The sequence below is a fragment of the Brevundimonas basaltis genome (assembly GCF_014202075.1).
In the GTDB taxonomy this organism is placed as follows: domain Bacteria; phylum Pseudomonadota; class Alphaproteobacteria; order Caulobacterales; family Caulobacteraceae; genus Brevundimonas; species Brevundimonas basaltis.
In genome coordinates, this window is sequence record NZ_JACHFZ010000002.1 from 484469 (window position 1) to 504243 (window position 19775).

At 61.9% G+C, this 19775-nt stretch carries 21 protein-coding genes; 11 read left to right on the forward strand and 10 right to left on the reverse strand.

The genetic code is table 11. From position 1 onward, the window contains the following. Positions 1 to 109 precede the first annotated feature (109 nt). The 4 genes from HNQ67_RS13735 (at position 110) to HNQ67_RS06870 (ending at position 4470) form a co-directional block, all read left to right on the forward strand. Positions 110 to 1402: a J domain-containing protein gene (locus tag HNQ67_RS13735; RefSeq protein WP_183253678.1), complete on the forward strand. Its 1293-nt coding sequence runs from the start codon at positions 110 to 112 to the stop codon at positions 1400 to 1402. A 237-nt stretch (positions 1403 to 1639) separates the two neighbouring features. Next, positions 1640 to 2803, forward strand: a complete 1164-nt coding sequence (locus HNQ67_RS06860) for an SPFH domain-containing protein (RefSeq protein ID WP_183253680.1) — start codon at positions 1640 to 1642, stop codon at positions 2801 to 2803. Positions 2804 to 3103: 300 nt separating this feature from the next. After that, positions 3104 to 3724, forward strand: coding sequence for a heavy metal-binding domain-containing protein (locus tag HNQ67_RS06865; protein WP_183253683.1), 621 nt, complete (start codon positions 3104 to 3106; stop codon positions 3722 to 3724). Positions 3725 to 4017: 293 nt separating this feature from the next. Further along, positions 4018 to 4470 carry a hypothetical protein gene (locus HNQ67_RS06870; protein ID WP_183253686.1) on the forward strand — a complete coding sequence of 151 codons (453 nt, stop codon included), beginning with the start codon at positions 4018 to 4020 and terminating at the stop codon, positions 4468 to 4470. Positions 4471 to 4868: 398 nt separating this feature from the next. On the opposite strand, the gene HNQ67_RS06875 is transcribed toward HNQ67_RS06870, so the two are convergent. Next, entirely contained in the window at positions 4869 to 5807 is a 939-nt protein-coding gene (locus HNQ67_RS06875; RefSeq protein ID WP_183253688.1) for a restriction endonuclease, read from the reverse strand. A 51-nt stretch (positions 5808 to 5858) separates the two neighbouring features. Continuing rightward, positions 5859 to 7124: a hypothetical protein gene (locus HNQ67_RS06880; protein ID WP_221247770.1), complete on the reverse strand. Its 1266-nt coding sequence runs from the start codon at positions 7122 to 7124 to the stop codon at positions 5859 to 5861. 397 nt (positions 7125 to 7521) lie between these two features. Between HNQ67_RS06880 and HNQ67_RS06885 the strand changes: the two genes are divergently transcribed. The 3 genes from HNQ67_RS06885 (at position 7522) to HNQ67_RS06895 (ending at position 8676) form a co-directional block, all read left to right on the forward strand. Then, a complete protein-coding gene (locus tag HNQ67_RS06885; RefSeq protein ID WP_183253692.1) occupies positions 7522 to 7911 on the forward strand; it encodes a hypothetical protein in 390 nt (129 codons plus the stop codon). An 85-nt stretch (positions 7912 to 7996) separates the two neighbouring features. Further along, positions 7997 to 8392 carry a hypothetical protein gene (locus HNQ67_RS06890; RefSeq protein ID WP_183253694.1) on the forward strand — a complete coding sequence of 132 codons (396 nt, stop codon included), beginning with the start codon at positions 7997 to 7999 and terminating at the stop codon, positions 8390 to 8392. Further along, the gene (locus HNQ67_RS06895) at positions 8389 to 8676 is read left to right on the forward strand and encodes a hypothetical protein (protein WP_183253696.1); all 288 of its coding nucleotides are present in this window, start codon (positions 8389 to 8391) and stop codon (positions 8674 to 8676) included. Before HNQ67_RS06890 ends, HNQ67_RS06895 begins: the two co-directional genes overlap by 4 nt. Positions 8677 to 8745: 69 nt before the next feature. On the opposite strand, the gene HNQ67_RS06900 is transcribed toward HNQ67_RS06895, so the two are convergent. Beyond that, positions 8746 to 9087 carry a LysR family transcriptional regulator gene (locus HNQ67_RS06900; protein ID WP_183253697.1) on the reverse strand — a complete coding sequence of 114 codons (342 nt, stop codon included), beginning with the start codon at positions 9085 to 9087 and terminating at the stop codon, positions 8746 to 8748. Positions 9088 to 9379: 292 nt separating this feature from the next. Between HNQ67_RS06900 and HNQ67_RS06905 the strand changes: the two genes are divergently transcribed. Together HNQ67_RS06905 and HNQ67_RS06910 are read left to right on the forward strand one after the other, a co-directional pair. Then, a complete protein-coding gene (locus HNQ67_RS06905) occupies positions 9380 to 11317 on the forward strand; it encodes a hypothetical protein (RefSeq protein WP_183253699.1) in 1938 nt (645 codons plus the stop codon). A gap of 309 nt (positions 11318 to 11626) precedes the next feature. Then, the gene (locus HNQ67_RS06910; protein ID WP_183253701.1) at positions 11627 to 12781 is read left to right on the forward strand and encodes a site-specific integrase; all 1155 of its coding nucleotides are present in this window, start codon (positions 11627 to 11629) and stop codon (positions 12779 to 12781) included. Positions 12782 to 12961: 180 nt separating this feature from the next. Here HNQ67_RS06910 and HNQ67_RS06915 read toward each other — a convergent pair whose 3' ends face one another. Further along, positions 12962 to 13375, reverse strand: coding sequence for a hypothetical protein (locus HNQ67_RS06915; RefSeq protein WP_183253703.1), 414 nt, complete (start codon positions 13373 to 13375; stop codon positions 12962 to 12964). Between the two features lie 25 nt (positions 13376 to 13400). Beyond that, positions 13401 to 13751: a hypothetical protein gene (locus tag HNQ67_RS06920; protein ID WP_183253705.1), complete on the reverse strand. Its 351-nt coding sequence runs from the start codon at positions 13749 to 13751 to the stop codon at positions 13401 to 13403. Between the two features lie 380 nt (positions 13752 to 14131). On the opposite strand from HNQ67_RS06920, the gene HNQ67_RS06925 reads away from it, so the two are divergent. Continuing rightward, positions 14132 to 14494 (forward strand): hypothetical protein, encoded by a 363-nt coding sequence (locus HNQ67_RS06925; protein ID WP_183253706.1) that lies wholly within the window; start codon positions 14132 to 14134, stop codon positions 14492 to 14494. A 143-nt stretch (positions 14495 to 14637) separates the two neighbouring features. Beyond that, the gene (locus HNQ67_RS06930) at positions 14638 to 15780 is read left to right on the forward strand and encodes a tetratricopeptide repeat protein (protein ID WP_183253708.1); all 1143 of its coding nucleotides are present in this window, start codon (positions 14638 to 14640) and stop codon (positions 15778 to 15780) included. A gap of 706 nt (positions 15781 to 16486) precedes the next feature. On the opposite strand, the gene HNQ67_RS06935 is transcribed toward HNQ67_RS06930, so the two are convergent. The 5 genes from HNQ67_RS06935 to HNQ67_RS06955 are packed head-to-tail and all read right to left on the reverse strand — an operon-like array spanning position 16487 to position 19528. After that, on the reverse strand, positions 16487 to 17290 hold the full coding sequence (locus HNQ67_RS06935; RefSeq protein WP_183253710.1) for a sulfite exporter TauE/SafE family protein: 804 nt from the start codon (positions 17288 to 17290) through the stop codon (positions 16487 to 16489). Positions 17291 to 17309: 19 nt separating this feature from the next. Then, positions 17310 to 17729: a protein tyrosine phosphatase family protein gene (locus HNQ67_RS06940; RefSeq protein WP_183253712.1), complete on the reverse strand. Its 420-nt coding sequence runs from the start codon at positions 17727 to 17729 to the stop codon at positions 17310 to 17312. Positions 17730 to 17760: 31 nt separating this feature from the next. After that, positions 17761 to 18180 (reverse strand): DUF6691 family protein, encoded by a 420-nt coding sequence (locus HNQ67_RS06945; protein WP_183253714.1) that lies wholly within the window; start codon positions 18178 to 18180, stop codon positions 17761 to 17763. Further along, the gene (locus HNQ67_RS06950; RefSeq protein WP_183253716.1) at positions 18177 to 18614 is read right to left on the reverse strand and encodes a YeeE/YedE family protein; all 438 of its coding nucleotides are present in this window, start codon (positions 18612 to 18614) and stop codon (positions 18177 to 18179) included. Before HNQ67_RS06950 ends, HNQ67_RS06945 begins: the two co-directional genes overlap by 4 nt. Further along, positions 18611 to 19528, reverse strand: coding sequence for an MBL fold metallo-hydrolase (locus HNQ67_RS06955; RefSeq protein ID WP_343054843.1), 918 nt, complete (start codon positions 19526 to 19528; stop codon positions 18611 to 18613). Before HNQ67_RS06955 ends, HNQ67_RS06950 begins: the two co-directional genes overlap by 4 nt. Positions 19529 to 19775 lie beyond the last annotated feature (247 nt).

A 19775-nucleotide genomic window follows, 5' to 3' on the forward strand; every position in this document is an offset into this window, starting at 1 on the left:
CGTTAGATCGCAGAGTTATTGGTGGCTGATGCGCAACCGTGGCCCTATAAATCGGTAGGCCTTGGGGGAGGACGCATTGAACCACGATCCGCGAGGATATTACGCGTCCTTGGAACTTCCGACGGACGCCAGCGCAACCGCGATCAAGGCTTCCTACCGGCGACTGGCCAAGCAACTGCACCCTGACCGCAATGCTGATCCGACTGCGGCTTCTAAATTCTCCGCTTGCAGCGAGGCGTATGCGGTCTTGGGGGATCCCGACAAGAAGGCGGCCTACGATAGCGCCGTCTATGAAGAGGCCGCTGCCCATCAAGAAGACGAGCCGCTCGAGCCCATCCATTGCTCGTCGTGCCGCAAACCTACGGCACAGCCCCGCAACGTCATTTTTAGAAGCGTCGTCAGCGTCGTCATCACCACGATAACTACGCCCGTTCAGGGCATATTCTGTTCAGTCTGCGCGAGAAAGGCTGGGCTTCGGGCATCAATTGTTTCTGGCCTGTTTGGGTGGTGGGGTGTCCCTTGGGGTCCAATTCTCACTGTCAAAGAGATCGTCCGAAACTCCATGGGAGGCGAGCGGAAGCCGGAACTCGACGACCGGCTGGCCTACTACAACGCCGTTGCCTTTGGGTCCCGGGGGCACCTCAACCTTGCTCACGCGATCGCCCGACAGTTACGCAACGCGAAGGACGAAGGCTTGGCCCTGGACGCCCTCAGGCTGGTGGATCATTTGGAGCGCGCCGGGGTTCCGAAAAGCGGTCCTGCGCTCAAATCCGGCTGGGAAAATAAGGCCGACCATTGGTTGGTCCATGGAGCGTCCTTGCTAGCCGTTCCCGCCGCCATTCTGCTGGCGATTGTGATGACGAGCGGCGGGAGCTCGCGTGCAGCGGCGGGGCAGCCCTATTCGCCCTACGACTACACAACGCCAAGACCTTCGAGGGCCGTCACACCCCCGAACCTCCCCGCGGAGCCAATGCCCTCAGTCCCGGTCTGTTCGGACCCGCCCAAGAACGGCGATGAGTTGCAACGTGACGGTTTCAAAGAGGACGGCCATCGCATCACGATCGATAATGGCGGATCGGGCAATGCCTTGGTGAAGGTCCGGAATGATACCGGACGGCGCGTCGCCACCCTCTATGTCGGCCGCGCTCAGCAGGGCTCGATCAACGATCTGCCAGACGGTCGATACCGCATTTCGTTCGCGGTCGGGGACCAGCTCGATGCATCATGCGCAGCCTTCGCTGGCGACTTCCAGGCGCAGCAGTTTCCTGGGGTCGAGACGTTCGAAACGAGGGTTGAGGGAGACCAAATTATCAGCAGCCACCTCCGCCTGACGCTTCACTCGGTCACCGGGGGTAACGTCCGCCCACAAGGGTTAAGCGATGCCGCCTTCGACGCGGACTGACCTCCTGCGCGCTGCTTGGGAGACTCCGCCGGGGATCGGTATCGGCGGCCTCCAAAGCCATCGGTCGATCGACTTGGATCGAGGCACCTGACGAGCAATTTAGGTTGTACTTGTCTCTCGATCCACGGATGTATAGCTCGGACCTTGGGGGCGCATCGGCGGCACGTGAGTGCGGTGTCGGTGACTCGGTGTCTGACGAAGAGGGGCATTGACCCTATCAGTTCAGAGGGGATTGGCGTGGGACTAGTTAGAGCGGCGTTCGGAGCGATCGGCGGCTCTCTGGCGGATCAGTGGAAAGATTTCCTGACCATCCCTGCGAACTTGCCGCCCACGGCCGCACTTTTTCCTGCTGTCCCTGCCGGCACCAACGCCGGGCGCGGGTCGAACGTTCAAGCCTCCCGCTCGATCATCACGAACGGCTCTCGTCTCGTAGTTCCCGAAGGCTACGGACTGCTGCTCCTCCAAGACGGTGAGCTAACTGGGTTTGCAAGCGACCCCGGCGGCTACGTCTGGGAGTCAGAGAACGTCGAGTCCCAATCCTTGTTTGCAGGTGACACGATTGCGGCTTCGCTCGTGCGACAGTCATGGGAACGTTTCAAGTTCGGCGGGCGGCCTAGCGGCCAACAGCTCGCGCTTTTCGTCAGCCTAAAAGAGCTCCCCCACAACAAGTTCGGGACCCAATCAGAAATCTATTGGGACGACGCCTATCTCAACGCACAAGTGGGCGCGACGACCAGAGGCACCTACAGCTTGAGGATTGTGGACCCCATCCTCTTTGCGAAACAGTTCGTCCCGGCGTCTTATTTGCAGGGGCAGGATTACTTTGATTTCACAGACCGTGAAAATGCTGCAGCAAATCAGCTCTTTTCCGAGGTGGTTGGCTCTCTGGCCGCAGCCTTCAGCATTTACACAAACGATGCCGGCAAAGGGAACCGCATCACCAAAATCCAACAGGATTCGGTCGGCTTCGCTGCCTCGCTCGGGCAGGCAGTCGAGGACGGATATCAATGGCTGGGAACGCGTGGGCTTGCCATAGCCAAGGTCGCCATTCTCGGGATTGAATACGATGAGCAAACGCGAGATTTGCTCAGGACGGTTCAGCGCGCCGACGCCCTGACTGGCGCTCGCGGAAACGCCAACCTTCAAGCTTCCGTTGCCTCGGGCATAGCCTCCGCTGGAGAAAGTGCCGGCACCGGAGGGCTTCTGGGCATGGGCATCGCCGCAGGTTCAATGGGGCTGTCCGACCTGATGCAAAAATCCCCCCCAGCGGACTCCGCATCCAGTGGTCGGGCCAGCCAGGATCTGGTCATGGTTCTCGAGAATTTGAAACGGGCTCTCGACGCCGGGCTGATTGATCAGTCTGAGTTCAACGCTGCAAAGGCCCGAGCGCTCGGGCTCTAGAAGAGTTGGTGATCACAGGCAACGCATAGATGAAAATCATCAACTGCACCAAATGTGGAAGCAACGATCTGCTTCAAGAAGAACACTACGTTGTGTGTTCATATTGTCGGATTAAGTTCACGCCGTCGGTCGTAGATGCTCCGGCACCTAAATCTGTCATATCAGTTTATGACGATATTCAGGCGCTAATCATAAGGTGTCAGAATGAACCTCATAATAGAAGACGAATCGCTGGATTAATCTTAGACATTGATCCCTCGAATATCGAAGCGCAAAAATATCTAAGATAGGGCTTGGAAAATGAAGACCAAAGATATCGCGGCGAAGTACGGGCTCGCCCATGGCCAGTTCGACGCCTGGCTCTCGAAGACGAAGTCGGTTCCCTTTAAATCGAGCATGATTGGGGGTCTTTCGATCGACAACGATGCCGATGTAGAGGTCGCGGTCAGGCGTTTTGAAGAGCACGTAGCAGAGCGCGAAAGCAGGGCTGCTGAAGAACGTGCGGCGCAAGACGCAGAACGTGTCGCCGCGGAGAAGGCCGCGGACGATAAACGTAAAGCATTGGCTAGCATGCTCATAACCTCGGGATTCAATTTCGATGGTTACACCATCACGAAGTATTCTGGGTATATCTCGGGAGACGATGTCGTACAGATCGATCGCGGAACCTCTGGGTTTTTCTCTACCGCCACCAACGTAGGGGAGAGTCTGATGACTTCCCTATCGAGCATCAGGCGACGGGCTCTGGCCGAGCTTAAGGAGGCGGCATACGACCTCGGATGCAACGCCGTGGTTGGCGTTGATTTCGACTACCTCACCCTTGATCCCGAAACTGCCTCGTCGAGTGGCGGTACTATGTATTTGCCCTACGTCTTCGGGGTGACTGCCAACGGCAATGCCGTCGTCATCGAGAAAAACTGACGTGTGTGAGCCGTCGCGACACCCGCCCGCCGCTCGGCATCGAACCGGCATGCGCGTGTTTGACCATAGTGCGGCGAAGAGTTGCTTTGACCCCTTCGGTCACTCCAAATTAGCTGGGGGGCCGGGGGTGGTCACGGCGCGAGCCGCGTTGAGCTTTTAGGGACCAAGCTAAACTGATGGCCAACAATCAAGGATCCCGGGGCTGGCTTGTTCTTTTCGCTATCTGCATAGCCGTTGGACTTGTCCTGGGGGGCGGCGCTTTTCGGTCGCATCAGATTACCGAAGAGCTGCGATTGAAGCAGGTCGACGCGGAGGCGTCAGCTCCCCGGTTCAGTGACTATGAATCGATGACGAGCAGCGACCCCGGCTTCGCTACTCGAAACACCTTGCGACGAGAGGTTTTTCAAGCCGACGACGCCACGAGGAGGTGGTTGGACGCCCTAAGTGTTTACGCCGTGCTGTTCGCTGCACTCCTTGCGATAGCGGCGGTGGTGTATCTCGCTCGCGGAATCAGATTTGAGGCCGCCCGAAAGGCGGAGGCGGATAGGGAAGCCGGGGTGGAACCGCTCACGATGCGGATCGCGCGGGCCGCTAGCGAAATCAAACGGGCCATCCCCCGTCAGCCCACCCTAGCGGGAGGGAGATTATCTACCGCAGATGAGCTGCGAAAATGGACTGCTCTGCGTGAGGAAGGTCTCGTTTCCGAAGAAGAGTTTTTGAAAATGCGTGAGAAGCTGCTCGGGTAATCCCGTCGCGCCATGAGCGGCAGTTCCGCAGGTATGGCGCAGGTCGGGATTTCGTCCGTTCCCACGTTAAATCGCGCAACTTAGGAAGCGGCCCTGCCGACCCCTCGGGCCAATCTGGGAAGAGCCTGGGTTGGGGTGCTGAACGTCTCTAAAATTCGGCTCAGAACCATTGTCCATAAGGCTTTCCCGACGGGGGTGGAGTAGCCTTCGTAATGCGGGGGTCAGGTGTTCGAGTCACCTAAGCGGCACCACCTTTCTAAAGCCACTCTAACTAGGACATTGGCAGGCGAGCGGCGGAAGCGCCTTAACGCTGGGAAGCCGCGTGGGTCCTAGCTGGGTAGCCTTCCGCAAGGGATGGGTTTTGGAACGATGCTGGGCGCTACCGCACTACCTGCTCGCTATATCGCCTTGGTCGACAGATCAGAAAAATAGTCCTCATCCACGCTTTTGACGACGTAAGTTGTCCGCGTCCGCACGCCCACACCATGCTGGATCATTAGCTGAGCCAGCATTTGACCATTGATCAGAACGATACGGTGCTGAACTTTGTTCAGATATTCCCTCGCCTCTTTTGAGAAATCCGAGGTGGTGACGAACACGCCCTTGGTCGCTCCTTCGCCGGTTAGAGAACCCACGAATTTCTGAATATCCGGGCGGCTGATCTTGTTCTCGGGCGCATACTTTTTGGCCTGAATATAAACCGCGTCCAGACCCAATGCGTCCTCGTTGACGATGCCGTCGATCCCGCCATCTCCAGAGGCTTTGGTCATTTGGCCATTGGCGACGTCACCCCCGCCGTAACCCATGGCGCTGAGCAGATCGAGGATCAATCGCTCGAATCGCTGCGGTGTAATCTCCTGCAGGAGGCCAAGCAGATCGTCTCGCAGCGCCGACGTGAGCATCGCGTTGGCCGAATCCATCGCATCTTGCGGCGTCTGGCTGTCATCAATGACCGGCGCTACGGCACTGACTCCTATCCCGTCGCCTCCAGTCAAGCTCTGGCTGCGCCAATCCTTGAAGCCTTCAAACTGGTCCAGCGTCTTGTTGGAGATGGAGGTCGGATTAGTCGCCAAGAGCCTCCGGCCCGCGTCAGTGATCACATGGTGGTTCCGCTTCGGAGATTCGAGCAGGCCCGCTTTCGCCAAATACGTCCTGGCCCAGTGTGTGCGGCTCTGGAGAACAGTCATGCTCCCGCTAGGAATGATCTCTTCAGCTTCCTCATCGGTGATGCCGAACTCCGCTTTTATCGTCGGTACGCATTCAGCTACATTTTGCGCCCCGCCTGCGATCAACCGCAAGACTGGCAACATGAGGGTCTCGTAGCTGGGAACCGGCACACAAAGCTCCTGAGATAACCAAAGGTCGGCTGGCGGCTTGCCGTACGCTTGTCATGCCTTGAGCAGTTCCACCACCACATCTGCCAAGCTGTCCCACATCGACATCAGGTGCTCGGGCGACGGTGCGAAGTTGGGAGAATGAACGTATCGGTTCAGCGTGTCCGCAGAGACCAGCTTGTCACCCTGCTTGAATTTTTTGAGCACCTCCACCTGCTTGCCGTCGATCTTTCCTGCCGCCTTCAGGTGCAGTCCGGCTTTTTCCAGCCGGCTTGCGAGCTTGTCTCCCTCTTGGACCGCTACGCCCGCCCTCTGGATATAGTTCTCCAAGGCGAGTTCGATCAGCACACGCAACAGGACTGAGACTGCGTTCGGGTGCTTGTGAAGATCCAGATGAAACTGCAGCTCTTCAAAAATCTGATGGTGGCGCTGAAGACGGCCTGGCCAGACAAGGCCAAAATCCTTCTGCGGGATGAGGGTTGTGCGGACCGTTGGCGTCGCTTTCGCGCTAGGCTTTACCTTGGCCGGCTTCGCGGAAGGCTTAGACCCGCCTGGAGACGCAGGCTTTGCGGGATCGGGCAGTATGCCTTCACCTTCCAGCTTATCTAAGTAGTTCGTCTTTCCGTCGGTGTCCCAGACGTGCCCCAAGACCAGCTTCCGGTCGGTCAAATCCTTGGCGATGCGGGCGAGCGCCGCGAGGGATTTTTTCTCATCCGATGTGAAGTGGAACCGGCCGCCCTTCATGCTGATCCCGACACGCTGACGGAGAGGTTCCGCCGACAGAAGCCGATTGAGTGTTGATCGCTGGATCTTACGACGTGAAGGCAGCAGGTTTGCTTCGGCCAACCGCTTCTCGATCTCGTCAGCGACACTTGGACCACCGCCCTTGCCCGTGCGGTTGACGAAGGTCGACGTCATCCGGTCGTCCCACGTGCTCTGGCCTATTCCTTTCTGCACACCGGTGTGGCGGCGGAAAAGGATTTCATCGATGCGTTCGCGATCGGTCTCGACCTGACAGGTGATTTCCTTCGGAAAGGCTCCTTTCCAGAGCGCCCGCTGCTCTCGGAAGAAAGTCTGCAACTCGGTCGTCGGAGCGCGGCGCGGGTCATCGAGCAGCTTGAGGCACGTCACGCGTCTGTTGCCGTCGAAGACTGTGAACTTTGTCTTCTCCGGTGAAACGAGCGGATATTCGTAAATCTCCCCCTGCTCCACGATGTCCTTGGCGAGATTCCGCATATGGGTTTCGCGCTCTTTGAAGAGCCAGGCGATCGCAGCGGTCTCGTTCTCCAGCTCGCCGTGCCGGTCATTGGCGCGGTTCACGAGAAGCGAGTTCAGCGGAAGCTTTCTTATAGCCATTGGTTCCCCCTAGCCGAAACCTACCAGTCAGGGTTGAGGTGGCAAGTATCCCGCATCACGACTTGGGAGTTACGCCCGTGAATGTCATACGAATCTCGGCGGTTAAAACGCGTAAGCAGCGGTAACTTATAAGGAAAGAAGCAAGGATTACATCGACTAGCCTTGGCCTAGCGGAGGTCCACCCTTCCCGGGCGGCGCTGCCCCCGGAGTGAAGGCGTCTCCGGGCCAAACTCAAGAAGACCAACGCCTTTCCAGCCGATCACTAGCGCCCCTCGCGCGCCCCCCACACCACCACCCAACCCGAGCCCTCAGTGACCACCGTCGCTGGGGGCTTTTTCATGCCCTGAAAGGACCTCCGCCCATGCTGTCCCTCACCGACCGCGACGCGGTTACGACCGCCCTCAGCGACCCAACCCTCGACCCCACCCTACGTGCCCTTATCGGCCTTCGGGTCTGGCAGGTGGACACCGACCGCCGGCGCCCCCTTAGGGACATCCTACAGATCGTCGTGGTCCAGCCGGGCGACCCTCCCGAGGTCATCCACGAGGCCGTCGGCTTCCCGATCTGCTGGGATCAGGCCGAGCAGCCGGGATGGGAGTGGTTCAACGACCACGGCTCCTACTGGGAGCTAGCCTATGTCCTGACCGACGACTTCGGGATGCTGGTCTTCGTGCCAGACCACCCCGACACCAACCACACCCTGCTGTTCAACTGCCTCGGCTTCGCGGACCGTCCCCCGACGACCGACTGAGCCAACACAACCCAACCTCCATCCGACCCGAGCTCTCCCGGCACCGCCGCGAGGGCTTTTTTCTTGCCCGAAAGGATACCCGCCTATGCTTACGCTGACCGATCGCGCTTCGGTGTCGCGCGCACTTTCCGACACCACCCTGGACCTCGACCTCCGCGCGCTGATCGGCCTCCGCGCTTGGCAGCTTCACGTCGAGCAAGGCCGGCCAATCGGAACGAGGTTCAGGCTTGTCGTTGTCCAGGGTGGAGACACCCCGGACGTGATCAACACCGCCCTCGGCTTCGCCATCACGGGGGCCCGAGCCGAAGGGCACAGCTACGACTGGATCGAGGACCACAGCCTGTATTTTGAGGTGGCTTATGGATCCGATGACGGGGGGCTGACCCGTGTGTTTGTGGAGAACGGCCCGGGTACCGAACTGGGCATTCACTCCCTGTGTCTGGCTCACTTCTGGCCGGCCGACGAGGAGCGGCAAGGATGAGGTGGGCGCTCGGCTTCTTCACCCTCTGCCTTGTCCTGGCCATTGTCAGGGCTGCCCTGATAGCTCTCGCCATCGCCACGGCTCTGGCGTTGCTCTTTTTCTTCGCCACAAGACCGCGCGAGACGCTCCTGTTCATGAGTGTTTTCGTCGTCACGGGTCTGGCGACTGCTCGGCCAGCACTCTTCATTGTGGTGTTGGGCATCGTTGCTGTGGCGGTGGTATTGGCGGGCTGGAAGCGAAAGCCGGTACCGTCTCCGAGCTTTAGCGAGAAGCGGCTTCGCTGAGCTCCCCTTGAGAACGGACGCCCCGAATCGGCTGACCCAAACCAAGGGAAGGTCGGGCCGAGGCGTCTCTCACAAGCTGGGGACCTTGATGTTTCTCGGCGAGTTGGGCGGGCCATACTGCGGAGCCGGCGGCGTCCGGGGCGCTCGGGCTTCATCGAGCAGCCTCAGCACCTCCTTGGCTACGGGCAGAAACGTCTCGCCGTCAGCGAGGAGCTTTGTCGATACGTTGGCGTGGAACAGCATCTTGCCGCCGAGCCACTGCTCGAGTTGCTGGATATGCTTCGTAACCGTTCCCTGATTAAGGCCAAGGTCGTCAGCCGTGTTCGTCCGCTTGGCCCCTTCGGCGACGTTCACGAATGTCTCCAGCCACACGACGCGAAGGCCGCCAAACTTCGTCTTATCGCCTCGCATGAATGCGTCTCCTGTGCGGGCCGAAGGCCCAGAACGGGCTCTCACCTACCCTGCTCTACGGCCGCCGAATATTCTTTTTTCGCAAAGTCCTAGCGGGGGTGTCTTCCGCCTTAATGCCTGCATTTTCGGAATAATTGAGGGGCTCCCGGCCCCTTTTCAGGCGGCATTTCAGCGGTTCACAACGTCTCCAGCGAGGACGCGACACCGACTGCAGCGGCTGTCCCGTGATCGCGATGAAGTCGCGCCATCCCGGCGCAAACACTCACATCGCAACGATTATGGAGACGAGCTAGTGACCGAATCTAACCCAACCAACGAGCAACACAGTGCATCGGCTGCCGCCCCAGACGAGCAATCGAAGGGGGTCGAGCCCTCGACGATAGCTGTCCAGAAAACCGGTGAAACGGGCGCTTCAACGCCAGAACCTGTTTCGCCCCTTTCCTCAGGCTCGGACGCTGTGCCGGCGCCCCAGCCGCCGGCGGAGCCGGACTACGCCGACGACGTCTATACCCCGGCGCCCCGATCGAACCCGGTGGTGAACGCACTCGTCGCCAACGGCCTCTACCTGAAGGACGAAGGCGACGGTTTCCACAGGGTCACATGCCCTTGGGCCTCGGAGCATCCGCCTGAAGTCTCGTCTGAGGCGGGCTACCTTGAGCCGTGCTTCGGCAGACCGATCGGGCAGTTCCGGTGCGCGCATAACCACTCCGAGAAGCGCGACGCGCAGAGTTTGATCGATCACCTCGGAATCACGCCGGATATCGCGCGGGCCAAGGCTGTCATTCTCCTGCAGACAGGGGAAAGTTATCGGGCGGTGGCTGCGTCAGAGAGAGTTCTGGCGGCGGACGGGAGGTACTACAACGCTGGTGGCCCCATCGTCCGCACCATCCAGACGCCAGGACAAGGCATAGCGACCGAACTCGTCAACGATCAGACCCTAAGCTCCTTTCTCGCGTCGAAGATCGATTTCTTCAGGAAGGCGAAGGGCAACCAGTGGGAGCGATGTGATCCGCCTGCGAACATCGTCCAGAGCCTGCGGTATGGTCAGGATCGGCTCCATCTGCGGCCCCTCACGGGCCTGTCCAGGCAGCCGTTCTATGGGGCGGACGGGCGGCTTGTCGCCAAGTCTGGTTACGATGAGCCCACGGGCATCTACGCGGATTTTGATGAGGCCAAATACGACCTCGGCAGCCCTACAAGGGATGATGCTGAACTTCAGCTCGACTACCTGAAGTGGCTTCTGCGAGAATTCCAGTTCGCGTCAGATGCTGATCTTGCGGCGGCTCTGGTCGCAATCCTCACCGCTGCTGTCCGCCCATCCCTTCCGCTCGCGCCGGCGTTCAATATCAATGCGCCTCGGTCAGGGGGCGGGAAGAGCTTTCTGGCGGGGCTGATCGCTTTGGCCGCCACTCCGGCCGAGCCCTACAGCGTGAGCTATCCGACCACGCCAGAAGAGGCGACCAAGGTCATCCTGTCGATGCTGCTGGAGAAGCCCGCTGTCGTCTTGTTCGATGACATGCAGTTGCAGACGGGCTGGAAGTCGCTCGGTCCGATGAACAAGGCACTGACCAGTGCGACCATCACCGAGCGTGTTCTCAGTAGAAGCCGGACCGCCACGGCGCGCACCAACGTGCTCTTCCTCGGCACGGGCAACAACGTAGAACCGGGCCAGGATATGCGTCGTCGCGTAGTATCCATCCGCCTCGCTCCGAGGACCCAGACGCCCACGCTGCAGCGGTACTCGTTCAACCCTGTCGCCCATATCCGGGAGCGCCGGGAGCACATCGTCCAGGCAGCGCTGACCATCATCGAAGCCCACCGTCTGGCCGGCCGCCCCGTCGAGGACGTCCCTCCGATTGGAAGTTATGAAGACTGGTCGATGGCCTGCCGGCAGTCGCTCATATGGCTGGGTGAGCCTGATCCGGCGACCAGCCTGATCGAACAGGTTCAGAACGATACCGATCAAGATGCGCTCGCCGAGTTCTTGAGGCACTGGTTCAGGCTCTTTGGCGACGAACCCATGATGGTGCGTGAGGTGGTCCCCTATCCCGCCAGAGATGCCAAGTTTGCCGACGCGCTGGACGAGATCGGAGTGATGGATGGCTCTGCCGTCAACACGAAGAGGTTCGGCTGGTACCTCAAGCGTCACCGAGGCTGCTGGGCCAATGGCTTCAGAATCGAGTCAGGCCCGAACTCTCAGCGCAATACTTGGCGGGTTCTCGGTGACTGAGCAGTTTCCGAAGGCTCGGCGATCCATCGCCGCCGGACCGGCCCCGCAAAAAACGGGTGAAAGAGGTCACCTGTTTCGCCCGTTTTCCGCGGCCCCGCCACGGACGCCAGTAGCGCCAAAAGCGGCCCCCTGACGCCCGCTTCGGGTCCCCCATGGCCCGACCATCCCCGCCCCCGACGCGTGGCCCCTGCGGCCAACTCTGGGGCAACGCGGGCCTGACCCGCTCCAGCCGACCCCACCCCAACCGACCGCCTTCCCGGCGGCCTGACGGCGCTCGCCCGCCGATCATAAAACCTGAAGGAAATCACCATGCCTAAAGCTCACCTGACCCCCGCCTTCGTCGCCAATGCCGGCTGCGAGGTCGGCAAGAAAAAGACGGACTGGTACGACGACACTGTGACGGGGTTCGTCCTGGAGTGCCGCTGTGGCGGCGGCCGAACCTACTACCTTCGCTATCCCGACGCCGCCGGTCGTCAGAAGCAGCATAAGATCGGGAAGTACGAGGACGTCACGTTCGCCGCGGCCAAGAAGGAGGCGCAGAGACTCCGAGCGAAGGTCGTGATGGGCGGCGACCCCCGCGCCGAGAAGGTGCTGGCGAGAGCCATCCCCCAGTACGTGGAGCTGTCGGTCATGCATCTCGACGACGCAAAGCTTCACCAGCGCTCCTACTCCACCACGGAGATGTACATGCGCCGGCACATCGTTCCGAAATGGGGGAAGGTGCGGCTGACGGACATCAACAGCCGGGCCGTCGCCCAGTGGCTCGGCGAGAAGCGGGCCGAGGGGCTGGCCCCGGCCACGGTCGAGAAGATCAGGGTCATCTTCGGCCGATCCTTCGAGCTAGGCGCGCGGTGGGGCATCCCCGGCAGCGAGAAGAACCCGACCCGAGGGGTGTTCAGGAAGCCCCTGGACAACGCCCGGGAAAGGTTTCTCACGGCCGAGGAGGCGACCCGGCTGCGGGAGGCGGTGGCGCAGTCGCAGAACACCCAGCTCCAACACATCGTGGGGCTTCTGCTCCTGACGGGTGCCCGGGTGCGGGAGCTACTGGACGCCCGGTGGGAGCATGTCGACGTTGAACGACGGACGTGGCTGATCCCGACAAGCAAGACGGGCAAGCCGCGACGGGTCCCGCTTTCGACGGCGGCGCTGGCCATCATCGAAGCCCTTCCACGCTTCAAGGGATGCCCGTGGCTGGTGCCCAACCCTGAGACCAAGAAGCCGTTCGTCTCGATCACCCATAGCTGGCAGCGAGCGAGACGCGTGGCCAAGCTGCCGGACCTCAGGATCCACGACCTGAGACACTCGGCGGCGTCCTTCATGGTCAACAGTGGCGTCGACCTGTTCGCGGTTGGCAAGGTGCTGGGTCACGCCAGCTACCAGTCCTCGCAACGCTACGCCCATCTCGCCAACGACACCCTGCTGGCCGCTGTCGAGGCCGGCGCGGCGAAGCAGGCTGCGGTCTAACCCCCCAACTCCGCCCCGCGCGCTGGCTTCGGCTGGTTCGTGGGGCGGGGGCCCTTTATTTTTTCGGCGGCGATGCCGGCAGCGGCGATGAAGGAGCCGACTTGATGCACCGCACCCTGCTTAGGGCTGGGACCCGAAGGCGGCGGAGGGGCGCTGGCCCCGTCCAATAGCCCCTTCACGTCATTTCCTCGTCAATCGCACCGCAGTGGTGTTCATGCTGTTGGTGCACTCCAGCGTCGTTTGGCTGCGACGGACGCAGATCAGGCGCGCGCTGTTGTAAGCCGCGTTGCCGCACCCGTTATATGTCACCATGAAGCGGGAGTAGTCCGATGCGAAACGAACGTTTCCGCAACCTGACCAGGCGTCGAAGTTGTTGCCGGAGGCCTTCACGACCCCAGTGATCTCAATGTCGCCGTCAAACTCGATAAAATCGAGCGTGCTGCCAGACGATTGGTCCGTCCAGCTGGTGTTGGCCCAGTCAGCCACCGAATACCTCTCTTGCGACAAGGCCGGCGGGGAAGCGAGCATCAACATCCCCATCGACGCGATGGCGAGCACTTTCAGGCCTTCAAGGATTTTCGCAGCTTTCGTCATGATCGGATTTCCGATTTAGGGGCGATCAATCGCCGCGGTAAGACCACCGTGCAAGAGCCACGGCATGCCCATCCTGGCGGTGGCGGGCTATCCAGCGGTTTTTGGCATCCTCGGCTTCCTGCCACGAATCATAGTTAATGCTGCAGATCGCCGAGCCGAATGTCCGCCCATCATAGGCTCCTGCGAATGCGTCGAAGCTGTTCTGAACGCCGACGTGGTAGGTGGCGTAAGGCACTTGGAAGACGGTCGAAAACAGGTGGTAACGTCCGTAGTTGAGTTCTGACGCCTTGCAGTAGCCAAACTGCATTTCCTGGGCGGCGGGGGCTGCAGAGGGGGCGGATGCCGCGACGACCGCGGCCAGAATCGGAACCAGCATCAATCGTTCTCCGACTGGGTCCGCTGCCGGAACCCTGAACTGAACCGGGACGATGGTGCTATCCGACCGTGCATGAGTCAATCGCCTTGGCCTGACGGGAGATGACGATGATTTGCGCACGCGCAAAAAGCGCTGGCGTAGCCCCGCCACGCGGTGCGGACCCCGGTTAGTTTAGCCGTTGTGATGCCGCGGGAGCGAAGCGGAAATGGGCAGACATAGGGGGGGGCGCGCACAGCCACGTGCCGCACGGTTTGGCGTTCCCGATCAGGTTTTGTCACTATTGTTTTTCGCCGTATCCGGGTTACAGATTAGAAGGGGGCGAGGGTGTTCTTGTGCAGGTGGACTGCCCAAGCCGAAAACAAAAGTCCGGGGAGGATCTCATGAAGAACTTGGTACGCCGCGCGGTGATTGCGGCTTCGTTGCTGGCCTTGGCGCCGGCGGTCGCTAGCGCGAACCAGTCGACGCGATACGTCTTCGCATGGGCTTATGGGAATGACGGCAGTACGTTTTATATTTCGAACTCGGTCATGTCGGTGAACAGCTCCGACCTCAGCGCGGCGATCCGCCGTTGGTATTCTGCCCGGGAGCGCGAGAACTTGGTGGCCAGCACCCGAAGCGCGATGGTCGGCACGCCGAGCAGCGTGCTCTATGACAATGTCCAGGACGCCGAGGACGCACGCAACCGGATGGCTAACCAAGAACGCAATACCTACGGCAAGTCGGTCGTCGTCGTTTCTTGGTGATCACTCGCGGGCGCCTGACCAACAGTCGCAATGCCGAGAACCGCCAAGAGGGCTGCGGCGTCTTCTTGGCCCGCGAGCCTCACGGCAACTGAGGACGTCTTGACCTCGAACGATACCGGCAGACAGCGAGCTTTCTGACCAGTTTGATCAAGTGGGTTGGAGTGGAAAACAAATTCCACCACCTGCTTAACCTGATGGGAGACATTCAAGGGATGCGAACTTCCTTCGCGAGAGGTATCGCCGGCCTAGCCGCTGGCTTCGTTCAGTCATGCTCCCGATTGGGTCTTGCTCTGTTGTTGAGCTTCGGCCTGTTCGGGACCACGCATGCGCAAACGACGGATCGTTGGGGCATGTCCGCCCGTGATTGGCAGGTCATGATCGCCCCGGACATCCGCCAACGCCTCGGCTTTCCGGGCGCGGCGCAACGGGTCCTTGCCGCGGCGCAGCAGGGCGATGCAAAGGCGATGGCGGTGATCTCTGGCGCCTATGTCACTGGAGCGGGACTGACCCGCAATCCTGGCGAAGCGATGCGGTGGGCCCGGGCCGCTGCCCAGGCCGGGGATCCGTTCGGACAGTACGTACTGGCTCTCTTCTACGTAAACGGCACCGGCGGCGTTCAGGTGGACTTGGCTGAGGCCCGCCGGCTCCTGACGCTCGCCAGCGACGGTGGAAACGCTCGTGCTGCGTCTGTGCTGACGGATTTCTACATCGGCGGGAGCGGGCACGCGGTGAACTACAGCATGGCGGCTCGCTACGCGCGTTTGGCGGCGGAGGCCGAAATTCCCGGCTACGCTTATCAATACGGCTTGTTGAACCTCCCTGGCTATGGCGCCACGATCGATTTCGACGAGAGCCTTCGTTGGCTTCGCAGGTCATGCGAGGCCGGGGACGCAAAGGGGTGCTCGGCCGCGTCGGCGCTCGATCTCCAGATGCGCGTTCTGGAGGGCGACACCGCTAAGGGCCTCTTCATCTCGACTTGGGGGCGGGGCACGGTCGCTGCCCGTACTGACAGCGCGTTCCCGGAACTACCGTGCGTCACCCACCTCGGGGTCGCGCGAAACGGCAGTTTCCCTTCCTTCGAGATTGACTGGACACGCACGACGACCCGGCGCACGGCGGCTAACACCTTGGTGTTCGAGGGGGCCGTACAGGTCGGTGACGACGTTCGGGAGCGCTTGGTGATCTTTGAACGGGACGGCGGCGAAGAGGCGATCGCCAAGCTCGACGCCCTGCAGCGAATGGGACGCCTCAACTCGATGTGTCAGGTGTTCGCGAATGGCTACTAAACCTCGGACACTGATGAGAACGGCTCACGATGGCTTGAGGAGGTTCCATGACTAGGTCAATGACAGCCGGGGCGGTGATTGGCCTTGCGTCAGCTCTCTTTGTGTCGGGCCAAAGACGTCGCGCGAGGAAGCTCTGAGTGGTCCTGCAGATGCGCTGACTAGCTTGGACCGCGACCGCGTGTGGGTCGTGCGTACGGGATGGCGCTTTCGGGGACCGGCGCAAGGACAGCGATAGGGGATGGTGCGCCGTCGCCGGGTCTGTCCTTGGGACTACTCGTTGTCCGAGATTGGTCGAAGGGCGATCATAGTCTGCACAGGATAGAAACTCCGCGCACCGTCCACGCCTGTGAAGTGAGCGCTCAATCGGGCCCGTTTGCGGGTATGGCGCAGGTCGGTTTCTCGGCGCTTCCCACGTTAAGTCGCGTAACCTAGGAAGCGGCCTCGACGGTCCCTCAAGCCAATCTGGGAAGGGGCTGGGTAGGGGCGTCAGGTGTCGGCAGAATCTGGCTCAAAACCATAGCCTGCAAGGCTTTAGGCCCGAGGCTGGAGTAGCCTTCGTAATGCGGGGGTCAGGTGTTCGAGTCACCTAAGCGGCACCATTTTCTTGATAGCTGCGGTCAGCAGGGCGGGCGATGGGTCGGCGTGCGGGCCGCTTCGCCCTGGCGGCGCCCGTGTCTCGGCTGGCGGTGATGTCGTCAACGACGCGTCACGTCGTGAAGAGAGCGCCGGCGCTCCGGTAGAGCATGTAAAAACCGACGACGAAGATCAGGGCCGCGAACACCATGTTCAGCGCTCCCTTGCGCGCGGACAGCGCCTTGGCGGACCTCGCGCCCAGAAGCCCTCCGAGGACGCCGCCGGCCACGAATACGCCCGCCAGCAGCCAGTCCACCCAACCCGACAGGGCGTAGTTGAAGGCGGTCGTCAGGCCGAAGGCGGTGACGCCGACAAGGGAAGAGCCCACCGCGTAATAGATCGGCATCCGGGTGGAGAACATCAGGCTGGGCACGATCAGGAACCCGCCGCCGATCCCGAAGAAGCCGGACAACATGCCGGTCGCCGCGCCGGTCCCGATGAGCTTCGGGGCATTCCCGGTCGTCAGTCGCACCTCCGCGTCGCCGCCAGCCTTGCGGCCGCGCAGCATCAGCCCCCCCACGACCAGCATCAGGATGGCGAACAAGGCCAGAAGCCGGTCGCCGTCGAACGCCTTGCCGAACGTGGATCCGAGAGCGGCCCCCACCACGCCGGCGACGGCGAACAGGCCGGCGATCTTCCACTGCACCGTCCCGTGCCGGGCGTGATTGAGCAGGTTGGCGAAGGCGTTGGCGGCGACGGCGAAGGCGCTGGTGCCGATGGCCATGTGGGCATCCTTGACCCCGACCAGATAGACGATCAGCGGCACCGCCAGAATGGAGCCGCCGCCGCCCACCAGACCCAGCGAGAACCCCACCAGCGACCCGGCCGCAGCGCCGAGCCCGTACTGGACAAGGCTGAGAGAGGCGGCGGCGTCCATCAGATCCCGCGTCCCTTCATCATTTCGCCGCCTGCAGGCGGGGAGCCAGTCCACTGATGTCGTAGCCCGCAGCGCGGGCGACGTCGATCAGCTCGTCGGCCGATCGTTCGCCGGCGTGCTGGAGCGCCCAGAGGGTCGTGGTTCGCGTCCCCGTCCGGCAAAAACCGAGGACCGGTTTCGGCAGGTCGTCCACGACCTGGCGGAACCGGTCGATATCCGTTTTCTCGATGGCGCCTCCGACCACCGGCACATGAGCGAACGCCAGCCCGGTTTCCCGCGCGGCGGCCTCGATCTCGGCCGCGGAGGGCTGATCGGGACCCTCGCCGTCGGGCCGGTTCGACACCACTGATCGAAAACCCGCCCCGGCGATCGCCGGCATGTCCTCGGGCGCGATCTGCGGCGAAGCCGACAGGCGGCCGTCCAGGGGGCGTATGTCCATCACCGTCTCCTCATTGATTTTCGGGGGGCGCTCAGGATCCGCGATCCAACGTCAGGCGATACAGCGCCATGCCGGAAACCAGCGCAGCGACGAAGACGAACGCCTGCCAGGCCCCGGTGGTCAGGGCGGCCAGGGCAGGGCCCGGGCACAGTCCGACGAGGCCCCAGCCGAGGCCGAACAACGCCGCGCCCCCGACGAGGGGCAGATCGATGGTCCGGTTCTCAGGGACGTGAAACGCGTCCGCGGCCATCGGCGCGTTGAGCCGCCGGCGGATCAGCCAGGCGGCGGATGAGGGGACCAGGGCTCCACCCATTACAAACGCCAGAGCCGGGTCCCACGCCCCGGTCACATCGAGAAAAGCGAGCACCCGCGCCGGATTGATCATGTCGGAGATGACCATGCCCGCGCCGAACAGCAGACCGCAGATCAGCGCAACGACCAGCCGGCTCATAGACCCCATCCGAGGATGTGACGGATGACGAACACGGTGACGGCGGCGACCACCATGAACACCGCGGTCGCGACCATCGAGCGCCGTGACAGGCGAGCCAGGCCGCACACGCCGTGGCCGCTGGTGCAACCCGATCCCCATCGTGTTCCGAAGCCGACGATGAGGCCGCCGGCGATCAGCAGCCAGAGATTGGAGGTGATCTGGACTTCGGGCGTCCGGACCAAGGCTGCACTCAGCACGGCCCCTCCCAGCAGCCCCCCGATGAAGGTCAGTGATAATATCCTCGGACCGCCCCGGGACAGGCCCGTCGCGTTCGCTGTCAGACCTGATATGCCCGTCACCCGACCGTTGACGAGCAGGTAGATCGCCGCCGACAGGCCGACCAGCAGGCCGCCGGCCAGCGGCCAGACAAATGAAATCGGTTCAGGGCTCATCCGGCTTCCTTGTCCTGACCGGTCTTCGGCGGCTCGAATTGATTGGCCGGTATACGGAAGAATGCACGACCGTCCGACTCCGGCTCTGGCAGACGCCCGCCCCGGATGTTCACCTGCAGGGCGTAGAGCATCAGCCTGGGCAGGGGCAGGGTGGCGTCGCGCTTGTCGCGAAGAGCCACGAACTCAGCTTCGGAAACGCCGCCGCCGACGTGGATGTTGTCGGCCTTCTGGGTCGCGACTGTGCTGAAGCAGGCCGGCTCGCGCCCCTCGGGGCCATAGTCGTGTCCGATAAAGACGCCGGTGTCGTCGGGGAGGGCGAGGATTTCCTGGATGCTGCGATAGAGCGCATGGCTGTCGCCACCGGGGAAGTCCGCGCGAGATGTGCCGGCGTCCGGCATCATCAGGGTGTCATGGACGAAGGCGTTGCCCCCGATGACATAGGTAATCGACGCCATGGTGTGCCCCGGCGAGAACATCACTTTCCCGTCGAGGCCGCCGACCTTGAACGTGTCGCCTTCGGAGAACAGCCGGTCCCACTGACGGCCGTCGGTCGGAAAGTCGTCGCCGAGCCCATAGATATCCTTCCATAGCGCCTGCACGCCTCTGACCTTTTCACCGATGGCGGTCGGCGCCGCGAATTGGTCCTTCAGATAAGGGGCCGCCGAAAAATGGTCGGCGTGGGGGTGGGTGTCGAGGATCCAGGCGAGCTGCAGATTCTGCGCCCGGACATAGGACGCAATCCGGTCGGCATTACGGGTCGCGGTCGCCGCCGCCTTCTCGTCGAAGTCCCAGACGGGATCGATTACCGCCGCCGCCCGCGTCTCCGGATCGCTCACGACATACTGCCAGCTCCCCGTCGGCTCGTCGTGGAACGCGGCGATGGTCGCGCCGCCATGGGTGATGGTCTGCATCATCGATGTCTCGCTCAGCTGTACGGGCGCCCGAGATAACCAATCCGGCGGGAAACGGTTCTGCGAGATGTTCCGGGAGCGGCGTCGCGACCGTCGGCTGCGTCATGTCGTTGCGGCGGTCGAGATCCTGGCGGCGCTCACGTCAGGTCGCGTACATCAGCGGCGGCGCGAAGGCGGTCACAACGGATGACAGGCGCCGAACTTGACGTCAGGGCACTGGACGACGGCGGCGCCGCGCCGTAGCTGTTCC

What these genes read in the sequence shown, in the direction of transcription:
- HNQ67_RS06895 (WP_183253696.1), top strand. Translation starts at nt 8,389, where the DNA reads ATGAGGTGGGCGCTCGGCTTCTTCACCCTCTGCCTTGTCCTGGCCATT.
- HNQ67_RS06865 (WP_183253683.1), top strand. Translation starts at nt 3,104, where the DNA reads ATGAAGACCAAAGATATCGCGGCGAAGTACGGGCTCGCCCATGGCCAG.
- HNQ67_RS06890 (WP_183253694.1), top strand. Translation starts at nt 7,997, where the DNA reads ATGCTTACGCTGACCGATCGCGCTTCGGTGTCGCGCGCACTTTCCGAC.
- HNQ67_RS06945 (WP_183253714.1), bottom strand. Translation starts at nt 18,180, where the DNA reads ATGAGCCGGCTGGTCGTTGCGCTGATCTGCGGTCTGCTGTTCGGCGCG.
- HNQ67_RS06910 (WP_183253701.1), top strand. Translation starts at nt 11,627, where the DNA reads ATGCCTAAAGCTCACCTGACCCCCGCCTTCGTCGCCAATGCCGGCTGC.
- HNQ67_RS06950 (WP_183253716.1), bottom strand. Translation starts at nt 18,614, where the DNA reads ATGAGCCCTGAACCGATTTCATTTGTCTGGCCGCTGGCCGGCGGCCTG.
- HNQ67_RS06955 (WP_343054843.1), bottom strand. Translation starts at nt 19,528, where the DNA reads ATGATGCAGACCATCACCCATGGCGGCGCGACCATCGCCGCGTTCCAC.
- HNQ67_RS06915 (WP_183253703.1), bottom strand. Translation starts at nt 13,375, where the DNA reads ATGACGAAAGCTGCGAAAATCCTTGAAGGCCTGAAAGTGCTCGCCATC.
- HNQ67_RS06885 (WP_183253692.1), top strand. Translation starts at nt 7,522, where the DNA reads ATGCTGTCCCTCACCGACCGCGACGCGGTTACGACCGCCCTCAGCGAC.
- HNQ67_RS06925 (WP_183253706.1), top strand. Translation starts at nt 14,132, where the DNA reads ATGAAGAACTTGGTACGCCGCGCGGTGATTGCGGCTTCGTTGCTGGCC.
- HNQ67_RS06935 (WP_183253710.1), bottom strand. Translation starts at nt 17,290, where the DNA reads ATGGACGCCGCCGCCTCTCTCAGCCTTGTCCAGTACGGGCTCGGCGCT.
- HNQ67_RS06920 (WP_183253705.1), bottom strand. Translation starts at nt 13,751, where the DNA reads ATGCTGGTTCCGATTCTGGCCGCGGTCGTCGCGGCATCCGCCCCCTCT.
- HNQ67_RS06900 (WP_183253697.1), bottom strand. Translation starts at nt 9,087, where the DNA reads ATGCGAGGCGATAAGACGAAGTTTGGCGGCCTTCGCGTCGTGTGGCTG.
- HNQ67_RS06940 (WP_183253712.1), bottom strand. Translation starts at nt 17,729, where the DNA reads ATGGACATACGCCCCCTGGACGGCCGCCTGTCGGCTTCGCCGCAGATC.